The 12,314-nt window shown below is 61.2% G+C and carries 10 protein-coding genes; 5 read left to right on the forward strand and 5 right to left on the reverse strand.

Annotated features, from left to right (window positions below; translation table 11 throughout):
* Positions 1-13: 13 nt before the first annotated feature.
* Positions 14-772 carry a hypothetical protein gene (locus KCX59_RS02690; protein WP_178992682.1) on the reverse strand — a complete coding sequence of 253 codons (759 nt, stop codon included), beginning with the start codon at positions 770-772 and terminating at the stop codon, positions 14-16.
* A gap of 747 nt (positions 773-1,519) precedes the next feature.
* Between KCX59_RS02690 and KCX59_RS02695 the strand changes: the two genes are divergently transcribed.
* The 5 genes from KCX59_RS02695 to KCX59_RS02715 all read left to right on the forward strand — a co-directional run bounded on the left by KCX59_RS02695 (position 1,520) and on the right by KCX59_RS02715 (position 8,898).
* Positions 1,520-4,102 (forward strand): DUF7507 domain-containing protein, encoded by a 2,583-nt coding sequence (locus KCX59_RS02695; RefSeq protein WP_256871789.1) that lies wholly within the window; start codon positions 1,520-1,522, stop codon positions 4,100-4,102.
* Positions 4,103-4,190: 88 nt separating this feature from the next.
* On the forward strand, positions 4,191-5,672 hold the full coding sequence (locus KCX59_RS02700) for a SpaH/EbpB family LPXTG-anchored major pilin (RefSeq protein ID WP_179020010.1): 1,482 nt from the start codon (positions 4,191-4,193) through the stop codon (positions 5,670-5,672).
* Between the two features lie 112 nt (positions 5,673-5,784).
* A complete protein-coding gene (locus tag KCX59_RS02705) occupies positions 5,785-6,702 on the forward strand; it encodes a class C sortase (RefSeq protein ID WP_179020008.1) in 918 nt (305 codons plus the stop codon).
* Positions 6,699-6,917, forward strand: coding sequence for a hypothetical protein (locus KCX59_RS02710; RefSeq protein WP_218649887.1), 219 nt, complete (start codon positions 6,699-6,701; stop codon positions 6,915-6,917). Before KCX59_RS02705 ends, KCX59_RS02710 begins: the two co-directional genes overlap by 4 nt.
* Before the next feature lie 343 nt (positions 6,918-7,260).
* Positions 7,261-8,898 (forward strand): sigma-70 family RNA polymerase sigma factor, encoded by a 1,638-nt coding sequence (locus tag KCX59_RS02715; RefSeq protein WP_434122613.1) that lies wholly within the window; start codon positions 7,261-7,263, stop codon positions 8,896-8,898.
* A gap of 32 nt (positions 8,899-8,930) precedes the next feature.
* Here KCX59_RS02715 and KCX59_RS02720 read toward each other — a convergent pair whose 3' ends face one another.
* From KCX59_RS02720 to nadE, 4 genes are all read right to left on the reverse strand, one after another.
* On the reverse strand, positions 8,931-9,521 hold the full coding sequence (locus KCX59_RS02720) for a TetR/AcrR family transcriptional regulator (RefSeq protein WP_178996706.1): 591 nt from the start codon (positions 9,519-9,521) through the stop codon (positions 8,931-8,933).
* A 44-nt stretch (positions 9,522-9,565) separates the two neighbouring features.
* Positions 9,566-10,324 carry a MerR family transcriptional regulator gene (locus KCX59_RS02725; protein ID WP_178996705.1) on the reverse strand — a complete coding sequence of 253 codons (759 nt, stop codon included), beginning with the start codon at positions 10,322-10,324 and terminating at the stop codon, positions 9,566-9,568.
* 77 nt (positions 10,325-10,401) lie between these two features.
* Positions 10,402-11,040: a PadR family transcriptional regulator gene (locus KCX59_RS02730; RefSeq protein ID WP_179017925.1), complete on the reverse strand. Its 639-nt coding sequence runs from the start codon at positions 11,038-11,040 to the stop codon at positions 10,402-10,404.
* 444 nt (positions 11,041-11,484) lie between these two features.
* Complete coding sequence (nadE, locus tag KCX59_RS02735; RefSeq protein ID WP_179017924.1) at positions 11,485-12,306, reverse strand: ammonia-dependent NAD(+) synthetase; 822 nt, start codon at positions 12,304-12,306, stop codon at positions 11,485-11,487.
* Between the last annotated feature and the right edge of the window lie 8 nt (positions 12,307-12,314).

The following is a 12,314-nucleotide window of genomic DNA, read 5'->3' on the forward strand; positions in this document are numbered from 1 at the left end:
GGAACCATCGTGTTCAGGCCGCTCGTCGGGTTCGGAGCGCAGCTGTTGTTTTCGTGAAATCCGCCCGGGTGGTCGGGACGGGTTCGAAGTCGACTGTCGTAGCTGAAGAAGGCCACCTGGTGAGTGCATCGAGGCGTTCGCGGCAGCGGAAAAGGGCTTCGTAACTCTGAGTGGTGCGCTCCATGATGGCGTGGATACTTCCACGGTGGTAGGCAGCCGAGACGTTGATCGTGGCAAGTTCCTCGCTGCAGATGTTTCCTACGTCCGCAAGCAGATCCCAGCCAAGACGATGGCCTTGATCGGACCAGTCGAGATGGAGGGACGCAATGGTCTGGGCTTGTTGTGCCCGGGATCCGCTGACCGCCACGTCGTAGATGAGTCGTTCAAAGTGCGCGAACGTGGCCAGCCCTGTGCGGACATCAGTGCAGGAGAGAGGTTCAAGCCGCTCTATCTCCGCGGTCCATCCCTCGACTAAGGCAAGCATGGAAGAGTCATCCGGGGGCAAATCGGCAACGGTGTAAAAGGCGCGAAGGTCCATCATGGTCTCGCGGACGCCCACCCCGTGATAGGCGCGGGAGGCGCCCAGCCGTCTGGCCACGTTCTGGAGTTCGTCCCCCCGGACTCTCGCCCTGGTGGTCTCCGCGACCTCGGGTACCAGCCAATCACCGGGAAGCTTCCATCCCGCTTGCAGGCTGCTTTGCTGCCAGCGAAGTTGGAGTTCACAGGATGTAATAACGAGTTCGCCGCTAAGAATCTCTGTTTGGTCGTTCATGTCAAGTAAGTACCGCGGGTACTGGATTTGTGTCGCGACATTGACGAATTGGCCGCCAGTAGTGGTAGGCGGAATGGCGGAGTATTTCCTTGGATCCATTAAGGACCAAGTGGCGACACGATCGGCGCCTGTTCATCACTTAACGGGTGTGCGAAGTGAACGGGCAGTAGAGGGTATTCGGCAGCTCAAATCCAGATGGGGCCATCTCAAACGGCGGCCTCATGGGTCGGGCTTGGTGCTGATGTATGCAGCAGACAGACGGTTGGTCAGACCGGGGGAGACGGTAGTTTTCACAGCCTGGATCGTCAACGAAACGGGTCGGCGCCTCAATGACGTCCAACTAGTCCCCGGATCGCTGACCAATGAGGCTTTGGAATTACTTCAGTTCCAGCCGTTATCCCGGAGGGACGTCCAGCCCATCGGCCATCTCGGAAGGTTCGAGACCGCATATCGAAGCTTCTCGTATTCGGTGACGACGCGAGATCAACTGCACGGATGCGAACTACTGAGCAGCATGCGAGTGACCGGGCGTTCGGCCTTTCGGGAGTTCCACGACCAGCAAGATGCCCTTATTGCAGTTAGCGGCTGATAGGTGTCTATCAAAAACTTCCTGGAACTTGCGACACATTCAGTTCCCTGCCGCTACTCCCTTAGTGAAGCTTCGCCCTGCTGAGGGTGTGGCTATGCCCTGTAAATGTTCGGCTCCCCAGCGGAGCCGTTGAGTAAGAGTTCTTGGAAGGACCTCCATTGAAGTTTCCCCGCGGGAGAGTGACGGCCATTGCTGCCGCGTTGATGGTGGTCCTTGGCGGGCTGTCGTTAGGCGCGCCGGCGCAGGCCTACGAAGTGGCCACAGCCCCGGCAAACATAACAGGCGGAGCCGCCGTGCTGACGATGCCGGGATCCGGCCTGACCACCACCTATGACCAGTCCGGCCTGACCTATCTGGCGGGCAGGACGACGCTGGATAGCCGTGGGTATGTTGCCTCTGACTATTCGCAGGGCGTCCCCGCTGCTTCTCCCGCCGTCGAGTTCTGGACGAACGCCGTGAATAACTGTCCGGCCAGTGGGACATGTTCGGGGCTGGGCACTATCACAGTTGCCTTTAGCCAACCGGTCAGAAACCCGGTGCTGAATCTGGCAGGCATGGGCGGGTACGTGTCCCTCGATGTCGGCAACAACGGCAGTGTTGATCAGCAGTCGCAATACCATGTCGTCTTGAACCTCGCCACTGCGGGGTTGACCATGAGCAAGCTGTCCGGAGGCAACCTCGCTGTCAGTGGTAACTCCATCACGGCAGTGAATGACAATACCGGTGTTTCGTGCAGCAGCACAGCCCAAGGCGGCGATCCTGTCCCGCTCAATGCCCAGGCAACAGCTGCATGCGGTTCGGTGAGAGTCAACGGCGTCGTTACTTCCCTGACCTTCAATGTCAGCAGTGTTCATGTTCCGACCAGCAACTCGCTGCCCGGCTACACGGATAACGTCGTCACGAATGCCGACGAGCATAACCAAGACAACTTCCTCATGGCCGTCACGGCTCCGCAGGACTTCGGGGATGCCCCGGCGTCCTATGACCAAGGCAACGCAGCGAGGGCTGTTACCTCCGACGTTACGCTGGGTGCCAACATCACCGAGGACAACGCCAACGTTGCCAACGGCACGGTGTCGCCCAATGCCAGCGTTACTGCAGCGCTGGACCAAATGGACGATGGTGTCGTCATGGCGCCCATGACGGCGGGTGTAACCAGCTACTCCAGAACCGTCGCCATCAGTGGTGCCAGCAAAGCCGGTATGACGTGCGGGTGGATCGACGTCAATAAAGACGGGCTCTTCAACAACACTGCGGAGCGCGCGTGTGCCAGCTTTGCGGCTGGAGCCACATCGGCCACGCTCAACTGGACTGCTGTCCCTGCGGGGATGACGGCCGGGACCACCTATGCGCGCTTCCGGATCGGTTACAACGCCGCCCAGATCCAAGTACCCATTGGACCCTCGAATTCAGGCGAGGTGGAGGACTACATCGTCACCATCGCACCTGCGGCTGCTCCGGCCATCACGTTGGTCAAGTCTGTGGACAGGACCACACTCGTGGCCGGTCAAACTGCCACGTACACGTTCGTCGCCCAAAACACCGGCAACGTCACCCTGACCGGCGTCGTGATCAGCGAAACGCAGTTCTCCGGCACGGGCACCATGTCAGCCCTGACTTACACCTGGCCGGGATTGCCCGGAGTGTTGCTGGCCGGGCAATCGGTGACTGCTACAGCCACCTACGTTGTTACCCAGAACGACGTGATCACCGGCGTGCTGACGAACACCGCCAAGGTCACCGGCAATCCGCCCATTGGGCCTCCGGTCACAGCAACTGACGATGCAGAAATCAAGGCACCCCCGGCGTGGAAAATCCAGAAGACGGCGACGGTCAACGGTACAGCTCCGGCGAACGGGTCGGTCATGCCTGGCCAGACCATCAACTACGCAGTGACCGCGACCAGCCTCAGCGGCATCATCACGGGTGTGGTCCTGAAGGACAACCTTGCCGATGTCCTGGACAACGCGACGTTCGTCCCGGGATCAGCAACCCTCACCATTGGGACGGGCACACCCATTCCCGTCGCAAACCCGGTGGCCCCTTCAACAACACTCACTACGGCCGCTTTCACTCTTCCCGCCGGTCAAACAGCGACACTGCGCTACAGCGTCACGGTCAAAACGAGTGCTTGGAACGCCACGATGATTAACACGGTGACAGGCAGCGGCAGCACACCTCCCCAAACTTGCGCCGAATCCGGGTCCTCCAGTCCCGGCCCTGACTGCACCACTACACACCAGACACCCGCCAAAGTCCTCATCGAAAAGGTCGGGGAATCTTCCGACGAGGAATGGGTCAGAATGGCCGGCTCTTCCTGGACGATCTACACCAACAACAACGGCGTCCCCGGAGCTGCCCTTGTAAGCCCAACCGCGGTTGCGGTGGCAGGCGAAACTGGTTTGTTCCAGCTCGAGGGAATCAACCCGGGTATCTACTGGCTCCAAGAGAACACAGCACCTGAGGGTTTCAACCTGTTGGCCGAGCCTGTGCAATTCACCGTTGCAGCTAGCGGCGCCGTGACAGTTGGGCAGGGCAGCGGTGGGGGTGTTGTGAGCAGCAGCGACACCGACGGCGATGGGATCTTCCTCATCACGGTGCGCGATGTGCCCGCACTGGAAATGCCAGAGTCCGGCGGCATCGGCTGGTGGCCCTTCACAGCGGCTGGATCGATTCTCGTCCTGACGGCCCTCGGCCTGGGACTCGTCAACGTCCGCCGCCGAAACATCACCAGCACTTAAACCTCCGGGCGTGCCGCTAGCGCGGCACGCCCGGAACGCAGAATGTTCACTCCGAGCATCCGAACCATCAATAGAAAGAAGATACAAAGTGAGTAATCCAAGCTCCTTGCGGCTGTGGAAAACCGCCGCCGCGACTATAGCCGGGGCGGTGCTGGCCATGTCCTTCTCCGTCGCGCCTGCCTCTGCAGCGCCCTTGGTTGATGGCGACCAGACCGGTTCCATCACAGTCCACAAGTTCGAACGCCCCACCACTCCCACAGGCCTTCCCAACAACGGCACTGCGGTAGACACCTCCGGGTTGACGCCGTTGGGTGGCATTGAGTTCACGATTCAGCAGGTCAATACCATTGACTTGTCGACCAACGCCGGTTGGGATGCTGCCCATAACCTGAGCAGTGTCTTCTCCCCCGCCGATCCTGAAGGTTCCATCACCGGCGCCGGATACACCTTGGGTGCGGGGCAGGCTCAGACCACCGCCGCTGACGGCACCGCAGCGTTCGCCAACCTCCCCGTCGGCCTGTACCTGGTCACCGAGACCAACTACCCCGCCGGTGTTACTCCTGCAGCTCCGTTCCTGGTATCGGTTCCCTTGACCGACCCGGATAACCAGGACAACTGGATCTACGACGTTCACGTCTACCCGAAGAACTCCATTGCCGGTGCAGAAAAGACCGTCACGGATGCCCCCGACGTGAAGCTGGGCGACCAGATTGACTTCACCATCACCGGTGACATCCCCAACGAAGCCGTCATCGATGGTTACAAGATCGTGGACGCCCTCGATCCCAAGTTGAGCTACGTCGGCGCCACCGCCACTTTGCTTGATGGCACCGTCATCACCGAAGGCACCCACTACAACGTCGTCTTCGACGCCGCAACGAACACGGTCTCCATCGTCTTCACCCCCGCAGGCCTGGCAGTACTCGCGGCGAACAACGACACCCGCGTTCAGGTCGTCGTGAACACCACGGTCAACACCATCGGTGAAATCGAAAACGAAGCACTCGTTTACCCCAACCTTTCCAGCTTCACCATCACCCCGGGCCAGCCCGGCGGCCCGATCGTGACGCCTCCGGTCGTGACCAAGTGGGGCGAAATGACCCTGCAGAAGGTCAACGAGAACGGCACAGCCCTTGCCGGCGCTTCCTTCTCGGTCTACACCAACGAAGCTGACGCCCTGGCCGGCACCAACCCGGTCGCTCTGAACGGCCAAAGCGTCTTCACCGTCGCCGCCGATGGCACCCTGACCATCTCCGGTCTGCGCTACTCGGACTGGGCAGATGGCGCAGCTGTTGCACCGGGCTCGGCTGACTACCGCACCTACTACCTGGTCGAGACCACCGCCCCGGCAGGATACGAACTGCTCGCCGAGCCGATTTCCTTCCTGATCAACTCCGCCAGCACCACAGTCGGTGTTGACCTGAGCGTCAAGAACATCCCGTCCAACGGCGGCTTCGAACTGCCCCTCACCGGTGGCGTCGGAACCGGCCTGCTCTACGCAGCCGGAGCACTCCTGGTCGTCGGCGCAGGACTCCTGTTCGTACGGAACCGCAAGACCACGAACAGCTAACACCTTGGGAGCCGCAACCGTGACTCCCATCTAGCCAAAGTGGGGAAGATCGTTTTGGCGATCTTCCCCACTTTGAAGTTTCAGGACTACACCCCTCCGCCACAGGACCCAGATGACTCATACCCAAACCCCCTCCCGACGCAACCTCGGCCGTGCCATCGGATCGTGGAGCAAACAACGAATCCTCATAGTCCTGATCGCCATCCTGGGTGTGGGAATTTTGCTCTACCCAACTGCAGCTGCCTGGTTTTCCGACCGGGTCCACGCCACCGAAATCAGTGGCTATGTTGACACTGTGGGGAACCTGAACCCCTCTGCCAAAAAGTCCATCCTTGACGCGGCAAAGAAGTTCAACCAAGATCTTCCTTCCGGTCCTCTCAGAGACCCCTACTCCCTCAATGACGAGGGCAAGCAGACCACCATCGGGGCAGGATCAGACGCCTACCAGAATCTGCTGGATGTGGGGCCCGGTGGAATGATGGGCCGGATCAGCATCCCCTCCATCCATTCCGACCTGCCGATCTTTCATGGCACCGACGAAGACTCGCTGTCCAAGGGCGCCGGCCACCTGTTCGGTTCGGCTCTGCCAGTTGGGGGAGAGGGGACCCATAGTGTCCTCAGCGCGCACTCCGGCTTCGTCAGTGCAACCCTTTTTGAGAACCTCCACAAAGTGGCCAAAGGTGAAACCTTCAGCATCAGCGTCCTGGACCAGACCATTTACTACAAAGTGGACTCCATCCAAACAGTCTTGCCGGATCAAACGGACGCCCTCCGAAAGGTTCCCGGTAAGGACTATGTAACTCTCATTACCTGTACACCCACCGGCGTCAACAGTCATCGCTTGCTCGTCCGCGGCGAACGCACAGAAGCGCCCAGTGCCGAAAGCCCGCAAACAATGCCTAGTCAAGCATCAGACCCAGGTTTCCCTTGGTGGGTCCTTGGTCTCATGGGTGCGGCAACGGTTGCCATCCTGGTCACCCGCCCTCGCGATTCAGCTCAAGTCCAACGCCGGGAAAGGACCACACCGTGACGGCCAACCAACAGATTCTCATCGTCCGATGCGTGGATTTGGCGCAAGGGGACACCATTGAAGCTTGGTCGCAGGGAGTCCTTGTACATCGCGGTACCGTCACGCAGACCATGCCGAAGGCGGGACTGTTTTGGATTCGCGAGGACCAACTCAATGAGCGCCGGCTCGTGGACATGAACGAACTGGAAATCCTGCTCTTCCCCAACGACCCTTAGCTGTTTGCGGGCGTTGCCGGGAAGGTGAACCGGCCTTCCCGAAGATTTTTTCCGTTTCCGCGACACGAACTGCCCCCTGGCCACACTTAAGAAGTGCAGCATTGCATCGATTTGTCGCGTGAACAGGTTGCTGCCGCTGCGACGGCCTGGTTCAAGCACGTGGCGGAAGATGCACTTTTGAAAACCGTCCACCACAGCTGATGTGGGCCGAACGACTTGTAACCCGAAGATAGGAACGTCTGTGGCAACGGCGATGGAGACTGTGAGTGATGCTGATCTTGTCTTGAGGGTTCGGTCGGGGGATCAGGGGGCTTTCGCGAGTCTTTTTGACCGGCATCGGGATATGGCGCGGTATGTCGCGGCGGGGCAGGTGGATAACAGGGCCGATATTGAGGACATTGTTTCGGAGGCGTTTGTTTCGATTCATCAGGCCCTGATGCGTGGCAAGGGTCCTGATACTTTCTTTAGGGCGTATTTGCTGACAGCGGTGCGGCGGATCGCGCAGGCTCAGAACCGGATGGCGGCCCGTAGCCTGCCGGTTTCGGACAGTTTTGTGCTGGACCGGGTGGAGGATCCTGAGGACCCGGCCGTGGTCGGGTTTGAGTCCAGCACGGTGGCGGCCGCGTTCAAATCCCTGCCCGAGCGCTGGCAGGAAGTCCTGTGGTACGTGGACATAGAGGGAATGAAACCCGCCGCGGCATCGGAAGTCTTAGGGATCACCCCGAACGGGGTCTCGTCGCTGGCCATCCGGGCCCGTGAAGGCCTGCGGCAAGCCTATTTGCAGGGCCACATCAAAGACTCAACCTCCCAGGAATGCGAAGGGTATCCGGACCAGTTGGGGGCCTACTCACGGAACGGTCTGAGTCGGCGGGCGCACCAGAAAGTCCAGAGCCATCTGGAATCCTGTTCGAGATGCACTGCCCTGCTCCTGGATCTCAATGACGTGCAGTCCGCCATGAGGGCCATCATCTTCCCCTTGATCGCGGGAGTGGCCCTGACCTCGGCCGCCCCCGGGATCACGGGCGCCGCTGGACTCACCGGCGCCGCTGCTCCGAAGTCCATCGCTGCCATGATGAAAGTTGGGGCAGCTGGGTTGACAGGGGCGGTCATTATTGTGGGCGCCACCATAGCTTTGGCAGGAACCGGAACCAACAACCCCGGCACACCGCAGGCCGGTGAGGTGCCGGCATCCACTTCCAGCCACGAGAATCAGAACACAAAGTCCCCACTCACCGGCACCCATCCGGCCCCGGCCGCACCGACGAATCAACCCTCGAGGATTTCGGGCCCCGGGCCGGAAGAACTCACCGCGGGTCCGGAAGAACTGCCCGCCCTGAACGGCGTGCAACGCAGCCCCGCCGGCTTCCCCGCGCCGCCGCGCCGTCCGGTTGCTTGGCCTGCCCCGCCCGCGGCCGCTCCGCCCAAGCCCTTCGAAGTGCCCAAGCCCTTCGAAGTGCCCAAGCCCTTCGAAGTCCTGCCGTCTCTACCCGGGGCGGGCACCACCAAGGACCCAACACCCCCGACGCCGACCCCGTCGCACAGCCCCACCCCCACCCCCACACCGAGCCCCACCCCGACGCCGAGCGCCCCTCCAACGCCGACGCCGAGCCCGACCAGGCCTATAGCACCAGAGGTCACGGCCACCGTCACCACGGGGGCGGGCTCAGGCGCGGCCGATGTCCAGGCGACAATCACCTTCACCATTGCCGGTCAAACTGCCACCGAAGCCGCTGAAGTGATCTTTTCCGTTTCCGACGGGGCAAGCCTGATCCCGGGAACACTCATCCAACCTGCGGGATGGTCCTGCACAGCACATAACGACGCCACAAAAGAAGTCCGCTGCACGAGCACCGCCGTGGACCCCGGAAACCTGCAATTCATCCAAGGCATCTCCCGGAAAGACCCTGCCTCCCAGACCACCCTCGACTACCAATTCATGGGAACGGGATTGCCCACAACCACCTTCTCCAACACCTTCTGAGCACATAGCAAAGGTCTAGCTGGACCCGGTAGCTACGCCGAAGGGGCGAAGGCGATCTGCTCCGTGCGGGCAATGCCGCGCTCGATGGCCGCCTGGTCGATGCCCAATAGCGTGGTGAGCCACATGCCGTTCTGCACGACTACGATGTCGGCCGCCCGTTCCTTGCATTCATCCGGGGAAAGGCCCGGAATTGCATTGCCGATCAAGGCCGCGAGCCCTTGGAGGTATCTCTCAAACGCCGCGGCATTGATTCGTGCAAATTCCTCATCCGCCTGGGCGAGGGCCCACAAGTGGAGGCGGAGGGACAGATACGGTGTGGTCAGGAGCCCGGGGTCCGCAACGCGCCGAAGCGACTCCCGGAGTTGCTCGTCAGGGGTTGACGTAGCCTTGGGCTCCACCAGCAGGAGGTCGTGCGCTTCAATCTGGTGAAGAACCGCGCGGATCAGACTCGACTTGTCTTCGTAGTAGTAGTTCACAAGCCCAAGGGCGACGCCGGCTTCACGCGACACGGCGCGCATGTTGATACCCGAAATGCCGTGGCGGGACAGCAGTTCCAGGGCCGCGTCGAGAATGCGTTTCTGCCTATCAACCTGTTCGCCGGACTTTACGGTGCTTGTACCCATTCGGCCAGACTATTGCCTAACCCGGATCAGCGCATCCTGACTGTCTACAGGTTCTTTTCCGCGTAAACCCTAAGGGCATCCCTGACGAACGTTGCGCCTCTTTCTCCGCCATAGTTGGCGGCAAATCGAGGGTCAGCTACATACATTTCCCCGAGGCCGGTGACGTAGCCCTTGACGTCTCCGCCGGGAGCGGCGGAGGGAGTTCCCGGGATGCCGCGAAGCCACTCGACGTGGCGCCGCGCCAGGTCTTGCGCCATGTCGCTGTCCGGTGAAACCCCGGATTCTGCGGCAGAGATCCAGTCTGCGCCCAGCTTTTGCACGTGCTTTTTCCATTGCTGCTTTTCCTCGGCGCTCATTCCGCGCCACCAGGAATCACTGGCAGCGTAAGCGTCTTTGCCCCAGCGTTCCTCCACCTCGTCCTTGTACTGAGTGTGGTCGAAGCCATCAAACATGTTCTGAGCCATGTACTTTCCATCCCCTTTCATCGTGTCAATGGTCTGCCGAACGGAGGCGATCTGCCGGGTCAGCCTGTCCTGCTCCTGGGCAAGCCATTCCAGATGGCTTGTCAGCGCTTTGACGGTATCCGTCTCGCGGTCAAGAACCTCGGCAATGGCCGGTAGTCCAAGTCCGAGTTCCCGGAGCAGGATGATTCGCTGGAGCTGAACCAGGGCCGGACCGTCATAGTAGCGATAGCCGTTATAGCCGGTCCGGCTTGGTTTGAGTAGCCCAATGTCGTCGTAGTGACGCAGCGTGCGGCTGGTGGTCCCTGCCATCTTGGCAATTTCCTGAATTGACCAGTCCATACGTCCTCCGTCCTTCGCTTGTCCTTCGACAGTAGAGGTTGACGTTACGTCAAGGTCAAGGGGATGCTGGCCAGCACTTAGTCAGCCAAAATCAGGTAGAGAGCCCGGCGGGTTTCGTCCAGCTTTTCGATTGCCGCTTGACGCTGTTCGTCTGTAGCGGCTCCGCGGAATTGGTGGATGACACCCATGAGCTTGCCGACGCTTTGGTGGAATGCTGCGCCAGTTCCATCGGCCTCGGTGTTCCAGGCATTGGCGAGTTCTTCTTCATGCTCGGCGACGTAGGCCTTGCCGTCGTCAGTGAGCGTGAACTCGGTACGCCGCCCCTCGCCGACCGCGACGATCAGTTCTTCGTCCACCAGTTGCTGCAGCGTCGGGTAGACGGAGCCAGGGCTGGGACGCCATGCCCCGGACGTCTTCTCCGCGATCGTTTTGATCAGGCCGTAACCGTTGGACGGAGCCTCAGCCAAAAGCGAGAGAATCGCTGCGCGGACGTCGCCGCGATTGGCTCGGCGTGATCCGCCGGGACCGAAACCCCGCGGCCCGAAACCCGGGCCAAAGCCGCCAGGGCCGAAGCCCGGGCCAAATCCGCCTCCGCCGTGTCCGCCCGGCCCGCGCCGGCCCTTGCCTCGGTTGAACCGGCCTAGGCCGTGTCCGTGTTCGGGGTGTCCGTGACCGTGCTCGGGGAAAGTGTTGTCGTGTTCGTTGATGCCTTTCATAGCAGCATCGTCCTTTCAATTATGTGGTTCACCGAGGACGTATCGGCGATACTTAACGATATATCGGTAAGTATCGCATCGTCAAGACCCTCGAATCGGGATGTGAGAGAGCGGCGGAGGCAAGCCCGCGGGATGTGAGAGAGGGCCGGCGGGAAGCCCGCGGGATGTGAGAGAGCGGCGGCGGGAAGCCCGCGGGATGTGAGAGAGGGCCGGCGGGAAGCCCGCGGGATGTGAGAGAGCGGCGGCGGGAAGCCCGCGGGATGTGAGAGAGCGGCGGGGGGAAGCCCGCGGGATGTGAGAGAGGGCCTGCGGGAAGCCCGCGGGATGTGAGAGAGCGACAGTTAAAGCACGACGGCGGGTGCGGACTTCCTTGGGGAAGCCGGCACCCGCCGTCGTGGTTGGGCAGTCGTGGTTGGTCGGCGTGGTTGGTCTAAAGTGACGTAACTACTTCCACCAGGTATCGAAGATGGTGACCGGAACGGTGCGCTTGTGGCGTGTGCGGAGGTACTTCTGCTCGATGAGCTCCGCGGCGCCTTCGGCAACGTCGCGGCCTTCGAGGTAGTCGTCGATCTGGTCGTAGGTGATGCCCAGCTCGTCCTCATCGGTGCGGCCCGGCTTGTCGTCCAGGAGATCGGCCGTGGGCACCTTCTGCCAGAGGCGGGCGGGGGCTCCAAGTTCCGCCAGGATTGCGCGGTTCTGGCGCTTGTTGAGGCCGAACAGCGGAAGGATGTCCGCGCCGCCATCGCCGAACTTCGTGAAGAAGCCGGTGACGGACTCGGCGCCATGATCGGTGCCGACCACCAAGTAATTGTGTTCGCCCGCCAGGGCGTACTGTGCGATCATGCGTGCGCGGGCTTTGGTGTTGCCCTTGTGGAAGTCGGAAATTTCCGCGCCGGTGGTCTTCTCGAACTCTTCCTCGAAACCGTCGACGGCCTGGGAGATGTTGAAGGTCCACTCGGTTTTGGCTTTGATGAAGTCCAAGGCGGCCTGGGCGTCGTCTTCGTCGTGCTGGATGCCGTAGGGGAGTCGGACGGCCACGAAGTTCGCCTCAACGCCGTCCGCTTCAAGCTCCTCAACCGCCAGTTGGGCCAGTCGCCCCGCCAGAGTGGAATCGAGCCCGCCGGAGATGCCCAGGACGAAGCCTTTAGTCCCCGTCGCCTTGACGTAGTCCTTCAGGAAGGCGACCCGCTTGCGGATCTCCTCCGCAGGATCGATCCGGGGCTGGACGCCCATTTCTTCAATGATCTTGGCCTGGAGTTCGCGCATGGTCCAAC

The sequence above is a fragment of the Paenarthrobacter nitroguajacolicus genome, from assembly GCF_051027655.1.
Lineage (GTDB): Bacteria > Actinomycetota > Actinomycetes > Actinomycetales > Micrococcaceae > Arthrobacter > Arthrobacter nitroguajacolicus.